Source organism: Pseudomonas sp. PLMAX, assembly GCF_046042685.1.
Classification (GTDB): Bacteria; Pseudomonadota; Gammaproteobacteria; order Pseudomonadales; family Pseudomonadaceae; genus Aquipseudomonas; species Aquipseudomonas putida_AE.
Genome location: NZ_CP064949.1, coordinates 5,478,920 through 5,501,985, shown reverse-complemented (window position 1 = coordinate 5,501,985; position 23,066 = coordinate 5,478,920). Strand labels below are relative to the sequence as shown.

Below are 23,066 nucleotides of genomic sequence, written 5' to 3'. Positions count from 1 at the left end.
ACATGTTAAGTAGAACTGCCTCGGATTTGTATTGGATGTCGCGTTACCTGGAGCGGGCGGAAAACCTCGCACGGATGCTCGACATCAGTTATTCGCTGTCGCTGATGCCGCAGGATGGCCGCGGCGACGGCCTGCACGAACTGGCCATGCCGCTGCTGATCACCGGCACCCTGGATGATTACCTCGAACGCCACGGCGCGCTGCATGCCGAACGGCTGTTGCATTTCTTTGCCCTGGACGCGGAGAACCCGGCGAGCATCTACAGCTGCCTTGGCGCCGCACGGGCCAGTGCCCATGCGGTGCGTGGGCGCATCACCGCCGACATGTGGGAAAACATCAACGCCACCTGGCTGGAGATTCGCGGCATTGCCCAACAGGGCCTGAGCCGCTACGGCATGAGCCGTTTCTGCGAGTGGATCAAGGAGCGTTCCCACCTGTTCCGTGGTGCGTCCTACGGCACCATCATGCGCAATGACGCGTTCCGCTTCATTCGCCTGGGGACGTTCATCGAACGCGCCGACAACACCCTGCGCCTGCTCGATGCCCGCTATGAAATGGCCGGCGACCAGGCCGAAGCGGTCAGCGACGGCACGGCCCACGCCTACTACCAGTGGAGCGCCTTGTTGCGGGCCTTGTCGTCTTTCGAGGCCTACACAGAGATCTACCGTGACGCACCCGGTGCGCGGCATGTGGCCGAGTTGCTGCTGCTGCGCGCCGATGTGCCGCGCTCTTTGCGCGCCTGCACCGAAGAAATAGACCAGATCCTCGCCCAGCTTCCGGGGGCCAACGGCCGCCCGGCACAGCGCCTGGCGGCGGAGATCGATGCGCGATTGCGCTACACCGGCATCAGCGAAATTCTCGACGAAGGCCTGCATGCCTGGCTCACCGAGTTCATCCCGCTGGTGCGCCAGCTGGGCAATGCCATTCACAGTTCCTACCTGGAGGCTGCATGAGACTTTCCATAAGCCACGAGACCACCTATCACTACGAGGATCAGGTGCGGGCGAGCATCCAGTACCTGCGGCTGACCCCCCACGACAGCGAGCGCCAGCACGTGCTGAGCTGGCAGCTGGATCTGCCGCGGCCAGTGCGCGCGCAACTTGATCCGTTCGGCAACATCCTGCATGTGCTGACCATGGACGAGCCCCACGAGGCGATCATCATCGGCGCCCGTGGCCAGGTCGACATCGACGAGCTGCGCGAGGCTGAGCACGAGAGCCAGTCGGCCTTGCCGTTCCTGCGTTTCACCCGGCTGACCGAGGCCGACCAGGCACTGCGCGCCTTCGCCGACAAGGCATGCAAGCAGCGCCGCGATCGTACGGCGCTGATCGACTTGATGCACGGCCTGAACCAGCACATGACCTACACACCGGGCTCCACCGAAGTGGACACCAGCGCCGCGCAGGCTTTCGCCGGGCGTTCAGGCGTGTGCCAGGACCACACCCACGCATTCCTCGCCTGCGCGCGCAGCCTGGGCATCCCGTCGCGTTATGTGTCGGGGTACCTGTACAGCGAAAACAGCGAACACCTGGCCAGCCATGCCTGGGCCGAAGCCTGGCTGGATGACGCCTGGTACAGCTTCGACGTGACCAATGAACTGGCGCGACCGGAGCGGCACCTGAAACTGGCGGTGGGCCTGGATTACCTGGACGCCTGCCCGGTGCGCGGCATGCGCCGCGGGGGTGGGTGTGAGCAGATGCATGCGAAGGTGTTTGTATCCCCGATGCCCGCACCGGTCATCTCGGTGCAACAACAGTAATCAGCTGCACACCCTGTAGGAGCCCGGCTTGCCGGCGAAGGCGTCCTTGAACATTGCACTGGTCTTCCGGGCGCCTTCGCTGGCAAGCCAGCTCCTACAACGAAGGCGTCCTTGAACATTGCGCCAGACTATCGGCCGCCTTCTCCTGTAGGAGCCCGGCTTGCCGGCGAAGGCGTCCTTAAACATTGCACTAGTCTTCCGGGCGCCTTCGCTGGCAAGCCAGCTCCTACAGCGAAGGCGTCCTTGAACATTGCGCCAGACTATCGGCCGCCTTCTCCTGTAGGAGCCCGGCTTGCCGGCGAAGGCGTCCTTGAACATTGCACCAGACTATCGGCCGCCTTCTCCTGTAGGAGCCCGGCTTGCCGGCGAAGGCGTCCTTGAACATTGCGCCAGACTATCGGCCGCCTTCTCCTGTAGGAGCCCGGCTTGCCGGCGAAGGCGTCCTTGAACATTGCGCCAGTCTATCGGACGCCTTCGCCGGCAAGCCGGGCTCCTACAAGGTGTTCAGGGTTTTACCTTGCGCCCGACCATATGCTGCAAATACCCCACCAGCATCCCCAGATCCTCATCCGGCAACACCTCGGCCGAGAACCCCGGCATCTTCGCCTGGGGCCATTGGCGCAAACTCTGCGGGTCGCGGATATAGCGCTTGAGGAAATCCGCGCCGAAATACTCGGTGGGGTTGAAGGGAATATTCAGGTCCGGGCCGAACTGCGCATCCCCGGCGCCATTCAAGCGATGGCACGCCAGGCAGTTTTTCTGGAACAGCGCAAAACCCTGGTTCACCGGGTCATCGGCCTTCAGCGCAGGATCCGGCAGCAGGGCAGGGAAGCGCTCGGCCACGGGGGCCATGCGCTTGATGCTGGCGACCTCGAACGGCCATTGTTCCGGGCTGATGTTGCCTGCCCGCGGATCGGTCCAGACCAGGTAAAACGGCCCGGCGCTGTGCTTGCCTTCCGCCAGCGGTGGCCATGGCTTGGCGGGGTCTTCGATCGCCAGCCAGGCACGCGCGCCCTGGGTGTTGAGCAGCGGGGCGGCCGCCAGTTCGGCGGCAAAGCCGTCCAGCGCCACGGCTTGCAGGTGGTCGTCAGGCTTGATGTCGGTCAATAGCGCGGCCAGCGGCACGGCGCGGTAGGCCATGTCACGCTTGTAGGACACGTCATTGCTGATGTTGATGGTCTGCACCTGAGGGTGCTTGAGCAGCTCCTCGGTTTGCCACGTGCGACTGTTCGCGCCCAGCTCCAGGTTCAGCTGTGCGGCATGAAGAGGCGTACTGAGCAGCAGGGCCCCGAACACAATGAGCGTTTTCAAATGATCGCCATCCCTGTCGTGGAAGTGCCGCAAAGGTTGGCACAGCCACGCTGGCCCGGGAAGGAAGCCAGTCACATTTTTACTTGGCGATAAAACATCTTGCGCCGTTTTCCAAAGAACGACTATCCGATCACCTTGGTCAGGTTCGGCAAAATCAACAACAGAGTGGTGGCGAAAAGAATGAGCCCGGCTTGACGAACTTTCGATTGTTTGAACATGGCTGACCGCCTTTTTTTTGTTATTTCCTGATGCCTGCCTGCACATCTCCTGACGGCAAACGCTGCACTTCCTGTAGGACGAGCGCCTCGGCAAAACCCGACGACAACTTCGTACACCTTCACCTTAGAGCCCGCGTCACGCTTGGTTTAGATCCATTTAGTATGGTGTTCTCACAAGATGCTATTAAAAAGGCATGAGGCCTATTGCCAGCTTCTTGGGCGGCCTTTTGCTAGACACCTGCGTGTCCTGAACCGGTTCACCGGCTGCGGGATGACCGTCCGTCTGAGCGTGAGCGTCAATGCCTGTGAGCGCTGCGGTCATTGAATCCATGACGCCATGGGCCAACAGTGAGGGCTGTATTTTTCTCACCTGCATTGCGGTTCGAGGACGTCATGACCCAAGCTTTCATTTTCGACGCGTTACGTACGCCCCGTGGCAAAGGCAAGGCCAACGGTGCCTTGCATGGCGTCAAGCCGGTGAGCCTGGTGGCCGGGTTGCTCACGGCGCTGCAACAGCGAACCGACCTGGATACCAGCCAGGTCGATGACGTGGTGCTCGGTTGCGTGACGCCCATTGGCGATCAAGGCTCCGACATCGCCAAGACCGCGGTCCAGGTGGCGGATTGGGACGTCAGCGTGGCCGGTGTGCAGATCAATCGTTTCTGCGCCTCGGGGCTGGAGGCGGTGAACCTGGGGGCGATGAAAGTCCGTTCCGGTTTCGAAGACCTGGTGGTGGTCGGCGGCGTCGAGTCGATGTCGCGAGTCCCCATGGGCAGCGACGGCGGGGCGTGGGCGCTGGACCCGGCAACCAACCTTCACGGCCATTTCATTCCCCAGGGTGTGAGCGCCGATCTGATCGCCACGCTTGAAGGCTTCAGCCGTCAGGACGTCGATGCCTACGCGCTGCACTCGCAACAGAAAGCCGCGCGGGCGCGGGCCGATGGCTCGTTCAAACAGTCATTGGTGCCGGTGCAGGACCAGAACGGCATCATCCTGCTCGATCATGATGAATTCATCCGCGCCGAATCGACCCTGGAAGGCCTGGGCAAGCTCAAGCCTAGTTTCGAAATGATCGGACAAATGGGTTTCGACGCCACCGCGCTGCGGGTCTACAGCCAGGTGGAGCGGATCAATCATGTCCACACCCCCGGCAACAGTTCCGGAATCGTCGATGGCGCGGCGTTGATGTTGATCGGCTCCGAAGCCAAGGGCCTGGCGTTGAGCCTGCAGCCGCGGGCGCGGATCGTCGCCACGGCGGTCACCAGCACCGACCCGACCCTGATGCTCACCGGCCCCGCGCCGGCCACCCGCAAGGCGTTGGCCAAGGCCGGGCTGCGGGTCGAAGACATTGACCTGTTCGAGGTCAACGAAGCGTTTGCCTCGGTGGTGTTGAAGTTCATCAAGGACATGGCCATCGACCCGGACAAGGTCAATGTCAACGGCGGTTCCATTGCCATGGGCCACCCGTTGGGCGCAACAGGCTGCGCCATTCTCGGCACGCTGCTCGATGAGCTGCAAGCCCGGCACCTGCGTTATGGCCTGGCGACCCTGTGTGTCGGCGGCGGCATGGGCATTGCCACCATCATCGAACGCCTCTGAGCCCGGACTTCAAGGAACCTGTCTATGAACCAAGCCATTCGTTACGAAAAGGGCCAGGACCGGATCGTCGTCCTGACCGTCGACATGCCGGGCCAGAGCGCCAATACCATGAATGCGGTCTACCGCGAGGCCATGGCCGAGTGTGTCGCCCGCCTGGTGGCCGACAAGGACGACATCGCGGGGGTGATCATCACCTCGGCCAAGAAAACCTTTTTTGCCGGCGGCGACCTCAATGAGCTGATCAAGGTCGGCAAACCACAGGCCAAGGCTTTCTACGAAATGGTGCTGACCCTCAAGGGCCAACTGCGCACCCTGGAAACCCTAGGTAAACCCGTGGTCGCCGCGATCAATGGCGCGGCGTTGGGCGGTGGCTGGGAAATCTGCCTGGCCTGCCATCACCGCATCGCGCTGGACGATCCCTCGGTGCAACTCGGCCTGCCGGAAGTGACCCTCGGCCTGCTGCCGGGTGGCGGCGGGGTGGTGCGCATGGTGCGTATGCTGGGCATTGAAAAGGCCCTGCCGTACCTGCTCGAAGGTAAGAAGATTCGCCCGCAGCAGGCCTTGCAGGCGGGCTTGATCGATGAACTGGCGGTGGATCGCGAGGCACTGCTGAGCAAGGCGCGCAGCTGGATCATTGCCAACCCGGCGGCGGTTCAGCCCTGGGACGTGAAGGGCCATCAGATTCCCGGTGGCACACCGGCGAACCCGAAAGTCGCGCAAATGCTGGCGATTGCGCCGTCGATCCTGCGCAGCAAAACCCAGGGCACACTGCCCGCGCCGGAGAAAATCCTCTGCGCCGCGGTGGAGGGCGCCCAGGTGGATTTCGACACGGCGCACTTGATCGAAACCCGTTACTTCACCGAGCTGACCACCGGCCAGGTGTCGAAAAACCTGATCGGCACCTTCTGGTTCCAGCTCAACGAAATCAATGCCGGCGGTTCGCGTCCTCAAGGTTTCGCGCCTTATGTGACGAAAAAAGTCGGGGTGCTCGGCGCCGGGATGATGGGGGCGGGCATCGCGTTTGTCAGCGCGTCGGCCGGTATCGATGTGGTGCTCAAGGACATCACCCTGGCGGCGGCCGAGAAGGGCAAGGCGCACTCAGCGGCGTTGCTGGACAAGAAGGTGGCACGCCGGCAGATCAGCACCGAGCAACGTGAAGCCGTGCTGGCGCGTATCCATACCAGCGACAACGATGCCGAACTGGCGGGTTGCGACCTGATCATCGAAGCGGTGTTCGAGGACCGTGAGTTGAAGGCCAAGGTCACATTGGCCGCGCAACAAGTGGTGGGTGCGGATGCGGTGATTGCCTCCAACACTTCGACCCTGCCGATCAGTGGCCTGGCCACGGCGGTGCCGGACCCGAGCAAGTTCATCGGCCTGCATTTCTTCAGCCCCGTGGAAAAAATGCCCTTGGTGGAAATCATCAAGGGCGCCAGCACCAGCGACGAAACCCTGGCTCGGGGATTCGATTACGTCCTGCAGATCCGGAAAACCCCGATTGTGGTCAACGACAGTCGCGGTTTCTTCACCTCTCGGGTGTTCGGCACCTTCACCAATGAAGGCATTGCCATGCTGGGTGAAGGGGTTTGCGCGGCGATGATCGAGACCGAGGCGCGCAAGGCCGGCATGCCGGTCGGGCCACTGGCGATCTCCGACGAAGTTTCCCTCGGCCTCATGAGCCATATCCGCCAGCAAACCGCCAAAGACTTGCAGGCAGAAGGCAAGGCGCTGATCGAACACCCGGCCTACGCCGTGATCGACTTGCTGCTCAACGAGTACAAGCGTCCGGGCAAGGCCGCCGGTTGTGGTTTTTATGAATACCCGGCGGGTGGCCAAAAACATCTATGGCCGGAACTGAAAACCCGTTTCGAAAAGGCCGACGGGCAGATTTCGCCAAAGGATGTGCGCGATCGCCTGCTGTTCGTGCAAGCCATCGAGACCGTGCGCTGTGTGGAGGAGGGCGTGCTGACTTCGACGGCGGATGCCAACGTCGGCTCGATCTTCGGCATCGGCTTCGCCGCCTGGACCGGCGGTGCACTGCAGTTCATCAATCAGTACGGGGTCCAGGACTTCGTCGCCCGCGCCCAGTATCTGGCCGGGCAATACGGCGAGCGCTTTGCACCGCCCGCGCTGCTGCTGGAGAAAGCCGCCAAAGGGGAGGCGTTTTAGGGATAAGTGACACACTGCGGGGCTTGCCTTGTCACGGTGTTTCAAGGCAGGCTCTGGGGTGTGCATTATTCCCATCATGTGTCAGGTATTTTTTATGTCGTTACGCATCTGCATTCTGGAAACCGACATCCTGCGTCCGGAATTGGTTGACCAATATCAGGGCTACGGGCAGATGTTCAAACACCTGTTTTCGCAGCAACCCATCGCCGCCGATTTCACCGTCTATAACGTGATGCAGGGCGAGTATCCCGGCGATGACCTGACGTTCGACGCCTACCTTGTAACCGGCAGCAAGGCCGATTCCTTTGGCACCGACCCGTGGATCGAAACCCTCAGGGCCTACTTGCTCAAGCGCTACGAGCGCGGCGACAAGCTGCTGGGCGTGTGCTTCGGCCACCAGTTGCTGGCGCTGCTGCTGGGCGGTAAAAGCGAACGTGCGACCCAGGGCTGGGGCGTTGGCACCCATAACTACAAACTGGCCGCCAAGGCGCCCTGGATGAGCCCGGTGCGCGAAGAGCTGACCCTGTTGATCAGTCACCAGGACCAGGTTACCTCGCTACCGGAAAACGCCACGGTCATCGCCTCCAGCGATTTCTGTCCGTTCGCCGCCTACCACATCAACGATCAGGTGCTGTGCTTCCAGGGGCATCCGGAATTCATCCACGACTATTCCCGGGCCTTGCTGGAAATTCGCCAGCAGGCGCTGGGCGAGCAGATTTATTCCAAAGGCATGGCCAGCCTGGAGCATGACCACCACGGCACGACCGTCGCCGAGTGGATGATGCGTTTTGTGGCGCACAAGCCAGAAACCGTGTAGGAGCCTGGCTTGCCGGCGAACCGGGCAACGCGGTGTGTCAGGCCGGTCGCCTTCGCTGGCAAGCCAGCTCCTACCGCGATTCTCACGAACGCCTCGGTCTCGCCTACAACCACCCCGACTTCTTGAAGCTCGCCCACAACCCCACACACCCCACCGCAATAAATCCCAGAACCCCGAAATATCCGTAATGCCAGGTCAACTCCGGCATGTTCTGGAAGTTCATCCCGTAGATCCCCGCCACCGCCGTCGGGAACGCCAGGATGGCCGCCCAGGCCGCGAACTTGCGCTGCACTACGCTCTGGCGTGAGGCCTCGAGCAAGACCCCGACCTCGATGGTCTGGCTGGCAATGTCCGCCAGGGTCGTCAGGTCTTCCATCTGCCGCGTCACATGAATCTGCACATCGCGAAAGTACGGGCGCATGTTCTTGTCGATGAAGGGGAAGTTCAGCTTTTGCAGTTCTTCACCGATCTCCACCATCGGCGCCGCGAACCGGCGCAAGCGCAATACATCGCGGCGCAGGCTGTGGAGTTTTTGAATGTCGCGCTCGTTCAGTGAACTGCACATGACGTTGCGTTCCAGCTCGTCGATTTGCGCATGGATGGCTTCGCCCATCGGCTGGTAGTTTTCAATGACGAAGTCGAGGATGGCATAGAGTACGAAATCTTCCCCGTGCTCCAGCAACAACGGACGCGCCTCACAACGCTGCCTTACATAGGCGTAGGACGCCGAATGACCGTTACGCGCGGTAATGATGTAGCCGTTGCCGGCAAAGATATGCGTCTCGATGAATTTGAGTTTGCCATCTTCCATGATGGGCGAATACGTGACGATGAACAGCGCATCGCCAAAGGTTTCCAGCTTCGGGCGGCTGTGTTTTTCCAGGGCGTCTTCAATGGCCAGTTCATGCAGGTTGAACTGGCGTTGCAGGTTGTACAGTTCCTCTTCATTCGGCTCTTCGAGGCCGATCCAGACGAAGTGCCCCGGCTTCGCAGCCCAGGCGGCGCCTTCGTCGAGGGTGATATTGGTGACTTTCTTACCAGCGCTGTAAACGGCAGCAGCAACAACTCTACCCATGATGTTGATTCACTTCTTCTTGGCAGCGTTCAGCTTAGCCTTGTCTGCTACCGGGAGTCAGTGAAATCTTGTAGGAGCCCGGCTTGCCGGCGAAGGCGCCCGTCCAGTCGATGGGTTTGTCGAGACACACTGCGTATTAAGCAGCCTGCAGCTGCCGATCCATCGAATCGATGCACTCGCGCATCTGCTCGCGGCACTGGGCGATCAACATGGGCATGTCATCCAGGCTCAATCCCGCAGTAGGAATGGCCGGCAAGGAACGGATCAGAATTTTCCCACTGCGCCAGCGGTTCAATCGCATGTGTTTGACGTAACTGCTGACACACACTGGGACGATTGGCACCCCGGCCGCGATGGCCATCTGGAAAGCGCCTTTTTTGAACGGCAACAGCTCTTCGCCCAGATTGCGTGTGCCCTCCGGGAAAACCCAGATCGAAGTGTCTTCGTTTTGCAGGGTATGGGTGGTGGTCAACATCGACTGACGCGCCTTGTGCGCATTGCCACGGTCTATCAGCACATTGCCGGCCAGCCAGAACAACTGACCGAACAATGGCACCCATTTCAGGCTCTTTTTACCGATGCACACGGTACGGCGGGGTACTACATTGCCAAACACGAACAAATCGTAGTTGGACTGATGGTTGGCAATGATCACGCAGCTGTCGGGTTTGTCCATCAACGGCCCGACGTCGGCTTTTACCCGCAGGCGCAAGATGCACATCGCCGGCCACGCATAGAGGCGCGCGCACAGGCGGCTGTTGTCCGGATTGAACGGGCGACACAGGCCAAGCACCACGCCCAGCACACCCGCCACGATAAAGTGCAGGGCCATCAATGACATACGTAAAGCAAAGAGCATTTGCAGGCCCCACCGGGACAAAAGGTGGCGCAGTGTACGGATGTGCACTGTTTTCGGCAATTGCCACTATACAGGCGGGAGATAGACGATGTTTGAGCACATGTTTCCGACTGACGGGTCAGACTGGTCTTAGAGCGCTCCCAGCGTTTTTCAACGCAAAAGCCCGACACAACGGTCGGGCTCCTAGGTTACTGCAACATCGGGCTCAGCCCATATGTTCCTGATCCAGAATGATCGCGTTGTCCAGCGCTTCCAGCAGCGCCTTGCGCACTTTCAACTTGGTGTTCTTGTGGGCAATCATGTTGATTTTCTTCAACTGGCGAGCCGCCGCCAGCGCCGCGCCTTGCAGTTCTTCGGCCGCGACCACGACGTCCAGGTAACCGGCAGCCACGGCGCTTTGCGGGTTGAACATCTCACCGTTGACCACGGAACGCTGGAAGGCCGATTTGCCCAGGCGATCGCGGGCAATCTCGATACCGGCGTGGTGCATGGTCATGCCGATCTGCACTTCGTTCAGGCCAATACTGAAGGGGCCATCGACACCCAGGCGGTAATCCGCCGACAGCAGCAGAAACGCACCCTTGGCGACCGCGTGCCCAGGGCAGGCGACGACGACGGGGAAGGGGTGCGACAACAGGCGACGGGCCAGCGTCGAGCCGGATGTCACCAACGACACCGCTTCCTTGGGGCCGGAGGTCATCACCTTCAGATCGTACCCGCCCGACAGAATCCCGGGCTGACCGGTAATGATCACCACCGCGCGATCAGTCACCGCCTGATCCAGCGCAGCGTTGAACGCCGCAATCACGTCCGGAGAGATGGCATTGACCTTGCCGTTGCTCAAGGTCAGGGTCGCGATACCGTCTTCGAGGTGGTAGGTAATCAACTCACTCATGACGCTAATCCTTTCAATAAAGTAGGGCAGAAGTTACTCACCGCCATCGGCAAGGTAAAGCGCCATGACTGACTCGCCAGTCACCCTTTACCCGCTCGGCCAGCGTCACCCGGCACGCCTGCCGCGTACCGCCTGCTATATAGAGGTGGGGTGCCAGGCCGGAGATTGGCCGGTTTGCCATTACCCTGGGCAACCAAAAACACCCAAGCGCCTTAAGCGCATGAAAATTCTCAAAAAAATGTTTGCCAACAGAAAAGCTTTCGACTACATTAGCGCGCCTCGACAGACAGAACATGTTTGAAGAGATACGGTGAAGTGTCCGAGTGGCTTAAGGAGCACGCCTGGAAAGTGTGTATACAGGAAACTGTATCGAGAGTTCGAATCTCTCCTTCACCGCCACATTCTGAAAAGCCCCGCAAATCAATGGTTTGCGGGGCTTTTTCATTTCCGATTGTACCACTCGGTTGTACCACTCATCACATCCCGCCTTCCGGCGCTCCGTTATCCAAAGGGCGTTGCCGTTTCTCCCTCGCATACCCCAAGCATCTCCCAGATCCCTACCGTTAGTCCGATCACGCCCCCAGCCGTGTCACGGTCTGTGCTTTGCCCTGCATCTACCGTTCGTCAGGTAATGTGCGGTGGTTGGCTACACCAGAATCGCCTACAAGCCAAGCAGGGAATGGGTTTCATCATTTTAGCTATCAAAGATTGGCTTCTAATAGCTAAAAAGATGTTGCATTAATGTGCAAATAGTGCTTGACACATAGCCAGTGTGTGGTATAATTAGTGCAGGAGGGGTGGTTGGAGAGATCCGACCCCGCTCCGTTCGGTGACTGGCGTTTCCACAGACCGAACAGCCGCCCTAATCCATTTGGTGGAGGGCTCCAGTGTCCAACCGGTGACATGGCTACAAACTTGGTAGAGGCGGGTGGTGCCGTACCTCGACGCTACGCCGCAAGTGTTAAGGCTTAATCTACCAGCGGCACAACTTCGCAACACCTCGAACCAAAGACATAGATGTACTTGAGACGGCTAGAAGACCCCCATCTTCCTAGCCGTTTTTTCTATCCGCAATTCCGTTCCACCCCACATACCCAATCACAACTCATCCATAGGAGAACATATGGCCGTAGTAATTCGGCTGTGCAAACACTGCTGCACGCCATTCCCAAGTAAGACCCAGCGAGCGTTGTACTGTTCGCAGACATGCAACAAGGAGTATCACCGTTCGAAGAAACGTAAGTTAATCAACCTCAATACGATCAACCCACAACCACCAACGGAGGAACTACAAGATGACATCAGTTGAAAAGCAGCGTGTAGCAGCGACTGCCGAGCAGATTAGAACCTTTATCTACAGGCATTGCCACAAGATGACTGCCAGCGAGATTGCCGACGCTCTGGGCGTTCACATCAGAGTTATCGACCTGTACTACCCACGTAAGTCGCGTTAACACACATTCAACTACGTCCAAAAGGAGGGCAACCCACAACATGAGAGAGAATACCAATGTCAAACTACATCGTGATTCACACAGCATCATCCCTGATTGTTAACGTCGTCAGCTCAACAGAGCCATCGTCTGACAGTGCCACCTTCCGCTTCATCAAAGTATCCGACGCGGTACTAACCAAGTTTTTCAAACTAGCAGGCAGGAATAACCGCAATGGTGCTCTTGTGTCTGTTGGTGAGCTGGCGAATGTGTCACCAGCGTTCTTGGAATCATTGGGTTAAACGCCCGTAAAAACACCTACCCCTACCTAGGGTACAGGGTCGCTGTTTTGCACCGCTGTAGGCCGCATTATACAAGGCCCCAAACAACCAATATCGCCATATCACAGCCTATTCCTGGCTTTGGCATCCTATCGCCCATCATTCGGGCAACACAACATCTATGGAGAAACAAAGCATGAAACAACAAGTATTGAAAGTCGTATCGAAAGCTGACCTGCAAGAAGCAAGAGACATCGCTGAGCGTGAGTATATGGCACGCCCTGAGCATTATGGTTCGTACTTCACTGGCGAGTTCGATAAGTACGGCAATGTCCCATCAAAGTTCTTCCGTGGTCCACTGGTAGAGTTCAAAGTCTACGGTGTTGAGGCGGTGATTGACCTAGTTATCGAAAAACAGTCGCAAGGCTGGAAGCGTAGTGACATCGCAATCAATAACGACACATCTAACGTGTATGTGGTGCACCTCATTAAGTCGGATGAATTGATTCAGGCTGATTTGAAAGAAGAGTTCAAGGAGGCGGAAGCAGCACTGCGTGCAAGAGTTGAAAAATCCAATGAAGCACTCATTGCCAACACCGTAGCCCAACGTAAGGCCCAAGTGTTGAAAGAACGTGAGGAAGCTGCAAGGGCAGCAGACGAAGCACTTGAGGCTGAGCTGGAAGCTGAAGTTCGTGCAGCACTGAAAGGAGGCAAGTAATGTTGGACAGATGTACGGAAATCCTGATGCGAAAATACGATTCGACGAACCCGCTGTTGCAGTGGGCAAATCAATTACCAGTTGATGTTCGTGCACCAATTGCTAAGTCAGTGAGGGATGACGGCAAGTTGATCACGTTGGTGATGTCTTCGGCAGATTACACAGATAAACAAATCACGGAGGCTGTCACGGCTTACAACATGGAATATCCAGAGCATATGTCGTACAGCTTCCAACTTCCCGCAACCATGTATGGGTTCCCGGCGAATAGTTGGGTTCTCGTCTTGCCAGAGAGAGAACAGTAATGAGTCTACAGCATCACCTAAGCCGCTTAGATGAACATCCGTACCGAAGCGTATACCGGCTATCAGCTTCGAGTAACTTCAGCCCACGCAAGCTCAACAAGGCTCTCAGGGAGCGTATGCGTTTGATGTCTAGCGTCTCTCAATACACATCCGTTTGGGTGAAAGTTGAAGGCGGTGTTCTGTTTGCTGTGGGTGGTCCACTTGTGGTTACGGAGATTGCGTTTAGTTTCTTGTCCGAATACAAGACGACCGGGAATTACACAGAGTCTCTGTTGTATCGCGGTACAGGTCGCAAGTTGTTCCATGATTTGGTTCAAGCTCACCTAGACGGACATGTTCAGTCAGGGCGTAGCTACGGTGCTAGTCGGTGAGCTCTTTAATTAAAACGATGGTTGTTATCGCTGCAATACAAGTCACCAGCATGTTCGTTACGACCGCCTACATCTTTGATAAAACCACTGATCACACCGGTCGATTGTTGCAACAGCACCGCAACGAGTTACAGCAGCAGTTTGCTGATGAGCGAGAACAGATGAAGTCATTCATCATGACGGCAGTTCAACGTGAAGTCAGCAAAGCTATACACAGTGAAACCAAATAACACCACATTAAAAACAAGGAATTACACATGACATATGAAACAGTAATAGATGTAACGGTCGATGACCTGTACCGAGCACTTGCCAGATTCGGCACACTTCAAGCTGCCGAGATGGGCTATTTTCATGCTCTAACTGGCACTGACAGTAACCCGATTCTATTCCGAATCACAGTGCCAGTAATAGGCGACATAGAAGCCCCAAACGGGCCAACTTACGCTAGAGGCACTATCAGCTATGGCGATAAGGGTTTAACTACGCCACCGAAGCTCCTGGGGTTTCTGGAAGGCATCTCTGCTAACCACACTTCAAGTTTCGAGCTAGCCAACATTACCGCAACAAGTTGTGATTACACGGTTCGTCAGAATAAGAGCGTCCAGCCATATGCTGAGACTCTTCCGTTAGACGCAACATTCACCATCATCGCCCTAGGGTAGCATTGTGCTAACCGCATTCCCGTCTAAGCCACGGCCCGTAAGGGCAAGAGAGGTTTTTTCATGGACATACCCCACTCAGGAGAATCCTGCAATGAAGCCAATGGAATATTACACACGGGGCGAAGCCCTTACAGCAGCAATGGAACTAATCGGCAGTACACGTAGACGCCTTGTCGTTGAAGAGGTTTTCAACTCGGAAGGTGAGCAACGGTACTGCGTCTTTCACCCAAATGGCGATGTAGCCATCTCAACAAACGGATAACCACAGATGAAAACCTGCACATGCAGAAACTGCAGCCACGTATTCGCAGCAGTCAAACTAGAAGTCTTCTGCTCTGGTCGATGCCGCCACACATACACACTAACCAATCCTAAACAACCTGCTAACCGCGATGGAGCAAACAATGAAGTCAGCAACACCAAAGAAACCTGCTAAGACACAGCGCCGCCCAACATGTGGGCATTGTAAGGAACGATTCCGAACCACCAGTGCTACGAAAGTGTTCTGCACTCCCGAATGTCAAAAGGCAGCTAAGGCAGCAAAACGAAAGTCTAAAAATGTTAATGATGCAAGTCGATCAGCATTCTTCTACTGGGGTGTAAAAGAGAGTAAGCGGGCAGGGACACTCGATATTTTCCACGGTCATATGCCTGAGTCCCTTGCTGAGTTGAATAAGCTCTACAAACAGGCTTTCCGTGTGAACCAATATGGCGATGTCGACCACTTCGAGATGTCTCATATTGCCGCTGTGAAGGGCGCTCGTACACTTGGTCTGTTACATGCCGAGAATCTGGTAATCAGTCCTACGGGGTTGAACAGGGCTCACGGAGTGAAACACTACGGAGCTGGCAAGTACATCAGCCGAACAAGCATTGATCCTCGCCATTCTGTTGATAAAGATGAGCCGGATGGTGCAGTGCTTGACCGACTGATTGCTTACTTGGGTGAAGATGTTGTTGCTGCTACTGTGAAGTTGGCCAACATCAAGCCAACAGACCGTCAGAAAAATCTTGTTTGGCTGCGTGACAACTTGGATGCAACAATCCCGGAGCATGCTGTTCACATCGGTGCTATCGAAACAATGAAGGGTAAGCAGTTGGAGGAACTTCGTGCTGAGATGGAGCACAGGTTGGTGCGTGAGTTTGGAATCAAAAGAACGGCTCACTCGTCTTTCGGCGTGTTACGTCTTGAGTTGGACCGCCATGCACAGTTCCGACCTGAGTTGAAACCTTTGTCTGACCAATTCCTGGCCGTTCACGAATCTAAGGGGCCCAGGGAATCATGGGATGTGGAAGAGGGTGAAGAACAGGCGTTGTTCGATCTTCTCCACGGTCGTGATGTAGCAGATGTGCAGGGGGTGTTTGATGGTCTAATCCTTCGGAACACTCGCACTCTCGAAGTTGATTCGGACGTGCACGAGACTCCATTTGGATTTGAACGCATTGGCGATTACATGCCAATCAGCATTCCATTGTGGGCAATCCGAACGGATAGCATCGGGCACACATACACAACTACAGCACCGTACTGATTCAACCGACTTAGCCCTGCCAGCAATGGTGGGGCTTTCTGTTGCCAGTCTAAAAGAAACAAACTTACCGGGTAAGATACGGTTGTACTAACCGTTATTGCCGCAGCCCTTGTATTTCGTGGCTTGTAGCCAATTTGAGTGGACATACAAAGGTGAGGGGAACGGAGTTCCATGCGTGCTACGCTCGTTTAGGGCGAAAGCCTCGGTATATCCACCCAATCACCCAGCCAGCGACATACAGACTCACGCTGAAGCCAAAACAGAACATGAAAGCGGTGGTGATGTAGTCGCGTCTTTGAGCGGGAAGTTCGGCAAGTTCCTTTTTGTAGAGATTGTCTTCCTCCTGCATTTTCACTCGGACACCCTCGACTGTTTCTTCCCCGAAGTTATTCCATGGTCCGGGCTTGTTGCTCGCTTTCTCGGTTAAACGCTTCAAATCGTCTTGCAGCCAACCAAGTCTCAGAGTGTGGAACGACGTCACCTTTTCCTCTGAGGGGAGGTTGTCGTACGTGAGGTATGCCGTGAAGGCAGATATCACCAGACAAACCACAACCCATAGCCGCTGCCAGCCATTCATACACGGTGTCCCTGAGATTCATTTATCCACTGGAGGGTTGCTGTCCGGCTCTGGAGGGGCATCCACTTCAATTGTCTCAATGCTGGTGGGAACCTCCTGCATGAAGGCCGCTTCTTCTACCTCTTTGTGATGGGCAGGCTTTACCGTTATTCCGTTGATTAGAGAGACTATGATGATTCCAGCCCCGAATAGTGCAAAGAAAACACCGGGAGCGACATCGCTCATACTCACTTCATAGTTCTCACCTGTTTTAACTTTGAACTCTCCCTGTTTGAGCTTCATCACGTAGAACAACTTGTATCCCCAGTAGATGCTCAGGATTCCCGCCAATACGATGAGAGTACGGTAGATGAACATGTAGAGCAGAAGCTGGTCCATGTCTCAGCCCTCGGGGGGTGTGGTGGTTCAAGAATAGCAGGGCCCACGGAAACCTTCAGTTAACTGCCCGAAACCTTACCGAAACCTCTAGCACTGTCACAGTGATGACCTGGAGCGAAGAGGGTGCCCATGGCTGGAGCCTGCATTCTACGGGCCTCTATGGTGGCAGCGGTCTTAGTCGGGCCTTGTGATCGCACGCAAGGAGGTTAAATTGCGTTCCAAGCTTGATTTCAGCAACCAAACGCCATTTATCTACAAGTAAGCGCTTGTAGATGCTTGTAATGCACGAATCATTGCAATAGTCAATCACTTTTATCTTGCTGGATCAAAGTTTGTGTGCAACTGTGGCTTCCGGGGATTGGCCCCATGGGAGGTGTGCAATGACGATGATTTCAGATTCGAGCAAACCAGCAGGCTCAGTCGCATCACCAAACAACGTGCTAACCGATGCGATGCGGATGGCGGAATTGAGTGCTCAACATGAAGAACTGGCTAGAAACGCTGCCATTTTGTCGTACGAGATTTGTACCGACCTGCATGTTCCTCGTGCTGCTGTCCATGAAGTGGTTGTTGAGCCAAGTCCTTTGGTGGAGCTGATGCGTGTACAGGCTGCTCACGTTCTGAGGCAGGAAGAGGAAGCCAAACGTCCATGGTGGAAGCGGTGGGGATTCTGGGATACAGGTGTTGCGAAAATCGCCGGTATCGTTCTCTTCGTTATCGGTGTATGGACGTTCTATGTAGAAGTTTTGTCGAAGTGAAACACAGGTATAACAAACCTAGAACGACCGATCATAGTCTGTTATATTGGTTCCCAGATGCACTTCTAGGAGTCAAGACATGACCACCAACACCATCGACGTAGTGAGCTACTGCCGTGTTTCCAGTCAAGGGCAGGGTGAGTCGGGTTTGGGTCTTGAGGCTCAACGTGAGTACATCGACCGTGCAGCCAAGCAGAATGGCTGGAACATCGTTGGTGAGTTCGTGGATGTAGTGTCGGGTAAGTTGGCAATCGAGGATCGCCCGGAAGGGAAGAGGGCACTAGCAGCGTGCAAGGAGATGGGTGCACTGTTGGTAGTCGCCAAGCTCGACAGGCTGTCTCGTTCCGTTCACCACATTGCCCGTCTGATGGAAGAGACGGAGTTCAAAGTGGCAACCATGCCCACGGCCAACTCTTTCCAACTCCATCTGTTTGCAGCACTGGCCCAGCAGGAGCGGGAGTTCATCGCCAACCGAACCAAGGAAGCTCTAGCAGCTCTCCAGAAGCGTGCTGATGAAGGTGATAGCCAGTCTGCCGAAAAGATTGCCCGCCGTACTGAGGCACTGGAGAAAGGTCGTACCGAGGCCAACCGGGCCAAGGCTAGCGAGGCTATTCAACAGCGTGTGAATTCGTGGCAAGAGTCGGTGCGTGATCCGATAGACCTGTGTATCCGCAAGGGTGGTCGCACACTTCAGCAGGTTGCTGATTGCCTCAATGGCAAGGGTATTACCACAAGCCGGGGTGGTAATTGGTCTTCAATTCAAGTGAGCCGAGTGATGAAGAACCTGGGACTTGAGTTCCCTTCGAAAGAAACATCTTTGTAAGTCGTTTGAGGGTCCGTTCTGCGGTGGTTTGTCATACATTTGACCCAGATGGAAGTATCTCGGGCGAATCAGAAGGCAACCCATGACGTCTCATACAGCTTTCAAATGAGAGTTGTTATTATTTGTATTTTTCGTGGGTTTTCAGTGAGGCGGCGTGCACGCTGCTTAGCGCTTCGGCGGTTTCTGAGCAAATCTCGTACAATCTCCTTGCTCGCCCGGTGTGGACAGTGCCCGTCTTCGCTGGATGCAGTACGACACGCCGGGGGAGCCTCATCATTATTTTCAGCCGGAAAATCTCGATCGCCTCAAGAGTTGCACTGCTCTAGCGGCGCGGGGCATGGATTCTGTGGCAAAGAGACTTGTGGTCAGTCAGCCCTTGCAGGGGTACGCCGTTTTGTATGCAAGTACGGCAAGGAGGGAGGCGTCCTCATTCAGTAGCTGGGGGTGTGCTTCAAGGTATTGGATAACGATCCGTATGCCTTGACCATTTTGAATTCCAGTTGCAGGGAAGCAAGTCTGCATGTCCCGGCTGAGGCTTGGATTCAAAACAAGCATTGTGTTTCTGGCACCTTCCGTTAATCCGATACATTGACCTAGTTCAAGTTCACTCACCCCAGTGCTGACTCTTGGATTATCTGCTGCTGCAAGCATCGCCTTGCACGATCTTAGTAACTGGTTTCCGTCTGCCATTACCTGACCGCTCACCAGTGTCGCCGACACTGCCAGCGCGCTAATCCATGCCTTCATGTTGTCTTCCTTTTGAGTGAGAGGGCATATTAGCGGGTGCAATAGCTGGATGCCATCGCGTCACTGGTTTGGCCTGGGATGTTTCGTGAGGGATTCGAATTTGCCTGACTTGCATGGATTCTGTGGAAAAAAAGGTGCCTGCCAATCACCCACTGAAGACCGAGGGTTCTTCTAGCTGTGTGATGCTGTATTCGCCGTGGGTGATCGTTTGATGCACATCGATTTTTGCTGTTGCCAGCCATTCTTTCCAGATTGAATCGATGTCTTCGGAACACTGCCGCATGAAGTCGGTTGTTAGAAAACCTTCCCACGCCCCTTTAAGCTCGAAAACGTCAAAATCGGCCCCCGGATCAGTGTCCACCAGTTCATCTATCACGACGGTTTCAGGCTTGCCGTGTGCGATGGTGTCACGGAAGTCCTTCAGTTCCTGAATCGTAGAGTACGGGCGAATCGAGAAGTCCGGTTTCAATTCCAGTGCCTCCAGCACCTTCGCCAACTTCGTGTCGAAGACTCGTCGTTCCTTGAAGCCATCCACCTTTTGCTCGCCAATGAAGTTGAGCCTCGATTCGAAGGTGAACGCCAGCATGACAAGGCAGGCGGTGATGTCTAGGGCAATGTAGCTACGGTCCCCGATTGCTTCCTTTTCCTCGATACGTGTTCTGAGGTAGTTAGCCGTGTTGGAGATGTCGTTGTGGATGTGAATGTGCATCTTCCCAGTCTTCTGCAGCTGACGTTTCGTCATGTCGCGTCCTTCGCTGTAGCCGTAGTAACTAGAGCTTACCCCGTGGATAGGCACCGTGCCATGACGTCACGCAGTTGACCTGGAGCTAGTTCTTGCCCTTGGTGTGATCGCCGCAGGCATAGTCGATCCTGCCGTTTCCGTGGAGGGCGGCATGAATCCTGTGGGAAAGCGGTTTTGGTCAGCTCTTGCAGGGGAATGCTTGTTGGGTTGCAAAGATGGTTAGCGCGGTAGCGTTGATGTGGAGTTTCTCCGGGTTCGCTTCCAGATACTTCACCAGTACCCGCACCATTTGCCCATTGCTCACTCCGCTGGGAACACAGATTTGGAGTTTTGGCCCTAGGTCGTGGTTAATGCTTTTCACCAGATCGCCAACGGTCACTACGACTGCGGTGCAGTACCCGGCAGTGTAACTGGTGGATTCCGCCTCTTTGTTTGATAGCACGTTCTTGCACCATTGAAGCAGCTCATTCCCTGTTGCCGCTGTTGCCGCTGTTGCTGAGCCACTCGCCAGAAGCCCTACCAGTGCAACCGCCCCAATCCATGCCTTCATGCTGATTTCCTTCTAGGTGAATGGGGCATGTTACCGGCTGCAATGGCTGGCTGCCATCACGTCACACCTTCGCCCTGGAGCAAAATGCTGCGCCGAGCACTCGTGCAACGTCCAGCAAACACGGGGTGCAAATGGGCACCCTTTGCGCAGAATTAACGACCTAATATGTATACCGTAGGGGATCGCTCGCAGAGTGGTGCACGTACAGCGTGAGCTGTAGGCGGTATGCACGGTTAGCGTGAGCTAACGACTGGATTCCCAGTGAACGGAGTTCACGACAGAACACGTTGAGTAGGAGAAGACATTCATTAATCATCATCACAACAACCTAAGGTTGATCCTGCCTTGAGCTTCGCTCACCGGTAGTCCTGTTGAATGCTCACGCATTCGGGTGTGCACACTCCAGACAAGAGAAGGCAGAAGCGAAGCGGATTGTGGATGATTGTTAATGGATGTTCGTCTGATCGAAGATCGATGGTGCTACGTCCTACGCTGGGTACGATTGAAAGCGTGCGCTTTCGGTTGATCCCTTCTACGTGTATCCCTGTCTACAGCTCCGCTGTGTGTTCACCCTTCGCTGAGTGCGAGGGTGCCCCTCCGGTATACATATTAGGCTACTAATTCAGCGCAGCGGTGCACCGTCATTCCCCCGTAATCATTGGGGTTCGTCAGAGGTGCTGGCGCGGGGTTGGTCTAGTGATGGGAGTTTGGAGATCGCTGCCAGCTTCTGAGCTGTACTTGAACCCTTCGAATACACGTCATGCGTCACTGAGCCTTCTCTGTGCCCAACCAATTCCTTTGCCAAGGGGGTTGAGACGTCCGCCCTGACCAGTTCCGTGACTACGGTATGTCGGAAGCTATGGAAGACATGGAGCCTGCTGAAGCCTGCTGCTGTACGCAATCTACCAAACGCCTTGGATATCGCATGGGAGCGTTTGCCGTAGTGGTCGTGTGAGCTGGTGGGGATCAGGAAAGTGTCAGTGGTTTCTTCGCACAGGCGGTCAATGGTGGATAGCAGACTCGGATGGATTGGCACCACACGCTTGCTCGCCTTGCTCTTGCTCTTCGGGAAGTCGAAGCACCGGATGCCATCGACAGTGATCACGCTGTCTTTGCTGAGCTTGCAGAGTTCTTCGATCCTGGCCCCGGTGTACCAGCCAAGTGCGATGAGGTCTGCCAGCGGCTTGTCTTTGTTATCCAGAGCGGCTTGATGCAACTTGAGGGTGTCGTCTCGGGTGTACTTTTCCCTGCTTTGTCCGGCAATCTCAGAGCCACCGCCTTGTGGTAGATCGTGCCCTTTGAATGGGTTCACCTTGTCTTTGTATTCCACGCGCCATGCCGCGTCATATTTCATCGCCCAATTCCAGAACGCAGTGCCCGCCATGAGGTGCTGACTTAGCGTCGCTGGGGCGCGATTCAATGACTTGAGCCATGTGTCCACCGTGTCGAAGTTGAGGGGTAGCCCCTCTTTCTTCAGGAAGGCCGCCAGCCTCTCCATTTTGACCACTTGCTGATCGACATGTTTCGGGGCGCCGCCACGGCTTTCCCTGAATTCTCGGAAGGCTTTCACTCGTGCATTGGTGATGGGCGATGCTGGTTTGTAGCTGGATGGCTCGCTCGTGATGGTGTTGGCTTCGGCTATCTCAGCAGAACTGAGGCCATAGCGATGCTCGGCCAGTTGCACGGTTACATTGCGAGTAAGCCCGGCGATACGTTGTACCGCATCCACCATTGAGACGGGAGGGTTTGACTCGAACAGTTTGATTACTTCACCTGTCAGCCCTTTCGCACCTTCCACTTCAAGCGCTTGAAGCTCCCGTAGAAATGCAACTTTCTCGCGCTCCAATTGCTCACTTCGAGCCATGATTTCGGATTCACTACCACCAAGACCTTTCGGTGGGTTCTTGATCGCTTTGAGCAGCTCGGAGTCGACCCGTGCATCCAGTGCCGTACTCTTATCAGCAACTTCCTGACGCCATTGCTCGCGTGCTGCTGCTTTGGCAGCTCGTGCCGCTGCAATCTGTGCTTTCCATTCAGCGAGGATGGGCAGGCGTGCATCCATGGCTACCTTCCGTAGCCCGGTCTTCAGTGACTTGATCAACACCTTGGCGCCGAGCTTGTGCTGTACATCCGCCGGGACTTGCAGCCGGACATACCAAGTGGATTCGCCTGCCTTCTGGATGAGGTTGTCTGCCATGTGAGCGCCGCGGGGAGGGGAGTGGTACAGCGGATTGTACTACTCGATTGTACTACTATGCACGCTGAAAGCCCCGGAATACGGCGGTTGCTGGTCGAAAAGGTCGATTAATTCGAATCTCTCCTTCACCGCCAAATTCGATGTAAACAGAACCCCTGGTTTCGAGAGAAGCCGGGGGTTTTGTGTTTTTGGGCGTGTCATTTACATATACACCGCGCAACTGCGACAGATAACCGAGCAAAGGTAATTCCTAAATTCCCGTAGGAAATGAGCTCGGCGTGTAGGAC

At 55.9% G+C, this 23,066-nt stretch carries 25 protein-coding genes and 1 tRNA gene; 16 read left to right on the top strand and 10 right to left on the bottom strand.

Going from position 1 to position 23,066, the window contains the following annotated elements; translation table 11 throughout:
• The first annotated feature begins 2 nt into the window (after positions 1-2).
• Complete coding sequence (locus DKB71_RS24910) at positions 3-953, top strand: alpha-E domain-containing protein (RefSeq protein ID WP_274073133.1); 951 nt, start codon at positions 3-5, stop codon at positions 951-953.
• Positions 950-1,759 (top strand): transglutaminase domain-containing protein, encoded by an 810-nt coding sequence (locus DKB71_RS24905; RefSeq protein ID WP_408598083.1) that lies wholly within the window; start codon positions 950-952, stop codon positions 1,757-1,759. Before DKB71_RS24910 ends, DKB71_RS24905 begins: the two co-directional genes overlap by 4 nt.
• Positions 1,760-2,263: 504 nt before the next feature.
• Here the strand turns inward: DKB71_RS24905 and DKB71_RS24900 are convergent.
• Complete coding sequence (locus DKB71_RS24900; protein ID WP_408598081.1) at positions 2,264-3,070, bottom strand: c-type cytochrome; 807 nt, start codon at positions 3,068-3,070, stop codon at positions 2,264-2,266.
• Positions 3,071-3,681: 611 nt separating this feature from the next.
• Here DKB71_RS24900 and DKB71_RS24895 point away from each other — a divergent pair.
• The 3 genes from DKB71_RS24895 (at position 3,682) to DKB71_RS24885 (ending at position 7,873) form a co-directional block, all read left to right on the top strand.
• Positions 3,682-4,887: an acetyl-CoA C-acetyltransferase gene (locus tag DKB71_RS24895; protein WP_408598079.1), complete on the top strand. Its 1,206-nt coding sequence runs from the start codon at positions 3,682-3,684 to the stop codon at positions 4,885-4,887.
• Positions 4,888-4,911: 24 nt separating this feature from the next.
• Positions 4,912-7,056, top strand: a complete 2,145-nt coding sequence (locus DKB71_RS24890; protein ID WP_408598077.1) for a 3-hydroxyacyl-CoA dehydrogenase NAD-binding domain-containing protein — start codon at positions 4,912-4,914, stop codon at positions 7,054-7,056.
• Between the two features lie 94 nt (positions 7,057-7,150).
• Positions 7,151-7,873 carry an amidotransferase gene (locus tag DKB71_RS24885; RefSeq protein WP_408598075.1) on the top strand — a complete coding sequence of 241 codons (723 nt, stop codon included), beginning with the start codon at positions 7,151-7,153 and terminating at the stop codon, positions 7,871-7,873.
• A gap of 103 nt (positions 7,874-7,976) precedes the next feature.
• Here the strand turns inward: DKB71_RS24885 and DKB71_RS24880 are convergent, their stop codons facing one another.
• From DKB71_RS24880 to DKB71_RS24870, 3 genes are all read right to left on the bottom strand, one after another.
• The gene (locus DKB71_RS24880; protein WP_408598073.1) at positions 7,977-8,948 is read right to left on the bottom strand and encodes a magnesium and cobalt transport protein CorA; all 972 of its coding nucleotides are present in this window, start codon (positions 8,946-8,948) and stop codon (positions 7,977-7,979) included.
• Positions 8,949-9,084: 136 nt separating this feature from the next.
• Complete coding sequence (locus DKB71_RS24875; RefSeq protein ID WP_274073140.1) at positions 9,085-9,807, bottom strand: 1-acyl-sn-glycerol-3-phosphate acyltransferase; 723 nt, start codon at positions 9,805-9,807, stop codon at positions 9,085-9,087.
• A 205-nt stretch (positions 9,808-10,012) separates the two neighbouring features.
• On the bottom strand, positions 10,013-10,702 hold the full coding sequence (locus DKB71_RS24870) for a crotonase/enoyl-CoA hydratase family protein (RefSeq protein ID WP_274073141.1): 690 nt from the start codon (positions 10,700-10,702) through the stop codon (positions 10,013-10,015).
• 64 nt (positions 10,703-10,766) lie between these two features.
• On the opposite strand from DKB71_RS24870, the gene DKB71_RS24865 reads away from it, so the two are divergent.
• The 9 genes from DKB71_RS24865 to DKB71_RS24825 all read left to right on the top strand — a co-directional run bounded on the left by DKB71_RS24865 (position 10,767) and on the right by DKB71_RS24825 (position 16,007).
• Complete coding sequence (locus DKB71_RS24865) at positions 10,767-11,003, top strand: hypothetical protein (protein ID WP_408598070.1); 237 nt, start codon at positions 10,767-10,769, stop codon at positions 11,001-11,003.
• Positions 11,004-11,011: 8 nt separating this feature from the next.
• Positions 11,012-11,101 (top strand) — tRNA-Ser (locus DKB71_RS24860).
• Positions 11,102-11,997: 896 nt separating this feature from the next.
• On the top strand, positions 11,998-12,156 hold the full coding sequence (locus tag DKB71_RS24855; protein ID WP_408598068.1) for a hypothetical protein: 159 nt from the start codon (positions 11,998-12,000) through the stop codon (positions 12,154-12,156).
• 56 nt (positions 12,157-12,212) lie between these two features.
• Positions 12,213-12,437: a hypothetical protein gene (locus DKB71_RS24850; protein ID WP_408598066.1), complete on the top strand. Its 225-nt coding sequence runs from the start codon at positions 12,213-12,215 to the stop codon at positions 12,435-12,437.
• Positions 12,438-12,612: 175 nt separating this feature from the next.
• A complete protein-coding gene (locus tag DKB71_RS24845) occupies positions 12,613-13,134 on the top strand; it encodes a hypothetical protein (RefSeq protein WP_408598064.1) in 522 nt (173 codons plus the stop codon).
• Between the two features lie 26 nt (positions 13,135-13,160).
• The gene (locus DKB71_RS24840) at positions 13,161-13,439 is read left to right on the top strand and encodes a hypothetical protein (RefSeq protein ID WP_408598062.1); all 279 of its coding nucleotides are present in this window, start codon (positions 13,161-13,163) and stop codon (positions 13,437-13,439) included.
• 367 nt (positions 13,440-13,806) lie between these two features.
• On the top strand, positions 13,807-14,040 hold the full coding sequence (locus tag DKB71_RS24835; RefSeq protein WP_408598060.1) for a hypothetical protein: 234 nt from the start codon (positions 13,807-13,809) through the stop codon (positions 14,038-14,040).
• Between the two features lie 27 nt (positions 14,041-14,067).
• Positions 14,068-14,475 carry a hypothetical protein gene (locus DKB71_RS24830; RefSeq protein ID WP_408598058.1) on the top strand — a complete coding sequence of 136 codons (408 nt, stop codon included), beginning with the start codon at positions 14,068-14,070 and terminating at the stop codon, positions 14,473-14,475.
• Between the two features lie 404 nt (positions 14,476-14,879).
• Positions 14,880-16,007: a hypothetical protein gene (locus DKB71_RS24825; protein WP_408598056.1), complete on the top strand. Its 1,128-nt coding sequence runs from the start codon at positions 14,880-14,882 to the stop codon at positions 16,005-16,007.
• Positions 16,008-16,185: 178 nt separating this feature from the next.
• Here DKB71_RS24825 and DKB71_RS24820 read toward each other — a convergent pair whose 3' ends face one another.
• On the bottom strand, positions 16,186-16,584 hold the full coding sequence (locus DKB71_RS24820; RefSeq protein ID WP_408598054.1) for a hypothetical protein: 399 nt from the start codon (positions 16,582-16,584) through the stop codon (positions 16,186-16,188).
• An 18-nt stretch (positions 16,585-16,602) separates the two neighbouring features.
• A complete protein-coding gene (locus DKB71_RS24815; protein ID WP_408598052.1) occupies positions 16,603-16,962 on the bottom strand; it encodes a hypothetical protein in 360 nt (119 codons plus the stop codon).
• 380 nt (positions 16,963-17,342) lie between these two features.
• Here DKB71_RS24815 and DKB71_RS24810 point away from each other — a divergent pair, with 380 nt between their 5' ends.
• Together DKB71_RS24810 and DKB71_RS24805 are read left to right on the top strand one after the other, a co-directional pair.
• Positions 17,343-17,720 (top strand): hypothetical protein, encoded by a 378-nt coding sequence (locus DKB71_RS24810; protein WP_408598050.1) that lies wholly within the window; start codon positions 17,343-17,345, stop codon positions 17,718-17,720.
• A 79-nt stretch (positions 17,721-17,799) separates the two neighbouring features.
• A complete protein-coding gene (locus DKB71_RS24805) occupies positions 17,800-18,543 on the top strand; it encodes a recombinase family protein (protein ID WP_408598048.1) in 744 nt (247 codons plus the stop codon).
• Between the two features lie 369 nt (positions 18,544-18,912).
• Here the strand turns inward: DKB71_RS24805 and DKB71_RS24800 are convergent, their stop codons facing one another.
• The 4 genes from DKB71_RS24800 to DKB71_RS24785 all read right to left on the bottom strand — a co-directional run bounded on the left by DKB71_RS24800 (position 18,913) and on the right by DKB71_RS24785 (position 22,779).
• Entirely contained in the window at positions 18,913-19,290 is a 378-nt protein-coding gene (locus DKB71_RS24800; RefSeq protein WP_408598046.1) for a Rap1a/Tai family immunity protein, read from the bottom strand.
• Between the two features lie 145 nt (positions 19,291-19,435).
• Positions 19,436-20,032: a hypothetical protein gene (locus DKB71_RS24795; RefSeq protein WP_408598044.1), complete on the bottom strand. Its 597-nt coding sequence runs from the start codon at positions 20,030-20,032 to the stop codon at positions 19,436-19,438.
• A 178-nt stretch (positions 20,033-20,210) separates the two neighbouring features.
• On the bottom strand, positions 20,211-20,582 hold the full coding sequence (locus DKB71_RS24790; protein ID WP_408598042.1) for a Rap1a/Tai family immunity protein: 372 nt from the start codon (positions 20,580-20,582) through the stop codon (positions 20,211-20,213).
• A gap of 655 nt (positions 20,583-21,237) precedes the next feature.
• Positions 21,238-22,779: a tyrosine-type recombinase/integrase gene (locus tag DKB71_RS24785; protein ID WP_408598040.1), complete on the bottom strand. Its 1,542-nt coding sequence runs from the start codon at positions 22,777-22,779 to the stop codon at positions 21,238-21,240.
• Between the last annotated feature and the right edge of the window lie 287 nt (positions 22,780-23,066).

Excerpts from the sequence above, each read along its gene's own strand:
- DKB71_RS24855 (WP_408598068.1), top strand. The coding sequence starts at position 11,998 with ATGACATCAGTTGAAAAGCAGCGTGTAGCAGCGACTGCCGAGCAGATT.
- DKB71_RS24840 (WP_408598062.1), top strand. The coding sequence starts at position 13,161 with ATGCGAAAATACGATTCGACGAACCCGCTGTTGCAGTGGGCAAATCAA.
- DKB71_RS24790 (WP_408598042.1), bottom strand. The coding sequence starts at position 20,582 with ATGAAGGCATGGATTGGGGCGGTTGCACTGGTAGGGCTTCTGGCGAGT.
- DKB71_RS24880 (WP_408598073.1), bottom strand. The coding sequence starts at position 8,948 with ATGGGTAGAGTTGTTGCTGCTGCCGTTTACAGCGCTGGTAAGAAAGTC.
- DKB71_RS24905 (WP_408598083.1), top strand. The coding sequence starts at position 950 with ATGAGACTTTCCATAAGCCACGAGACCACCTATCACTACGAGGATCAG.
- DKB71_RS24820 (WP_408598054.1), bottom strand. The coding sequence starts at position 16,584 with ATGAATGGCTGGCAGCGGCTATGGGTTGTGGTTTGTCTGGTGATATCT.
- DKB71_RS24870 (WP_274073141.1), bottom strand. The coding sequence starts at position 10,702 with ATGAGTGAGTTGATTACCTACCACCTCGAAGACGGTATCGCGACCCTG.
- DKB71_RS24885 (WP_408598075.1), top strand. The coding sequence starts at position 7,151 with ATGTCGTTACGCATCTGCATTCTGGAAACCGACATCCTGCGTCCGGAA.
- DKB71_RS24800 (WP_408598046.1), bottom strand. The coding sequence starts at position 19,290 with ATGAAGGCATGGATTAGCGCGCTGGCAGTGTCGGCGACACTGGTGAGC.
- DKB71_RS24910 (WP_274073133.1), top strand. The coding sequence starts at position 3 with ATGTTAAGTAGAACTGCCTCGGATTTGTATTGGATGTCGCGTTACCTG.
- DKB71_RS24845 (WP_408598064.1), top strand. The coding sequence starts at position 12,613 with ATGAAACAACAAGTATTGAAAGTCGTATCGAAAGCTGACCTGCAAGAA.
- DKB71_RS24865 (WP_408598070.1), top strand. The coding sequence starts at position 10,767 with ATGACTGACTCGCCAGTCACCCTTTACCCGCTCGGCCAGCGTCACCCG.
- DKB71_RS24895 (WP_408598079.1), top strand. The coding sequence starts at position 3,682 with ATGACCCAAGCTTTCATTTTCGACGCGTTACGTACGCCCCGTGGCAAA.
- DKB71_RS24830 (WP_408598058.1), top strand. The coding sequence starts at position 14,068 with ATGACATATGAAACAGTAATAGATGTAACGGTCGATGACCTGTACCGA.
- DKB71_RS24785 (WP_408598040.1), bottom strand. The coding sequence starts at position 22,779 with ATGGCAGACAACCTCATCCAGAAGGCAGGCGAATCCACTTGGTATGTC.
- DKB71_RS24890 (WP_408598077.1), top strand. The coding sequence starts at position 4,912 with ATGAACCAAGCCATTCGTTACGAAAAGGGCCAGGACCGGATCGTCGTC.
- DKB71_RS24805 (WP_408598048.1), top strand. The coding sequence starts at position 17,800 with ATGACCACCAACACCATCGACGTAGTGAGCTACTGCCGTGTTTCCAGT.
- DKB71_RS24795 (WP_408598044.1), bottom strand. The coding sequence starts at position 20,032 with ATGACGAAACGTCAGCTGCAGAAGACTGGGAAGATGCACATTCACATC.
- DKB71_RS24850 (WP_408598066.1), top strand. The coding sequence starts at position 12,213 with ATGTCAAACTACATCGTGATTCACACAGCATCATCCCTGATTGTTAAC.
- DKB71_RS24810 (WP_408598050.1), top strand. The coding sequence starts at position 17,343 with ATGACGATGATTTCAGATTCGAGCAAACCAGCAGGCTCAGTCGCATCA.
- DKB71_RS24815 (WP_408598052.1), bottom strand. The coding sequence starts at position 16,962 with ATGGACCAGCTTCTGCTCTACATGTTCATCTACCGTACTCTCATCGTA.
- DKB71_RS24875 (WP_274073140.1), bottom strand. The coding sequence starts at position 9,807 with ATGCTCTTTGCTTTACGTATGTCATTGATGGCCCTGCACTTTATCGTG.
- DKB71_RS24825 (WP_408598056.1), top strand. The coding sequence starts at position 14,880 with ATGAAGTCAGCAACACCAAAGAAACCTGCTAAGACACAGCGCCGCCCA.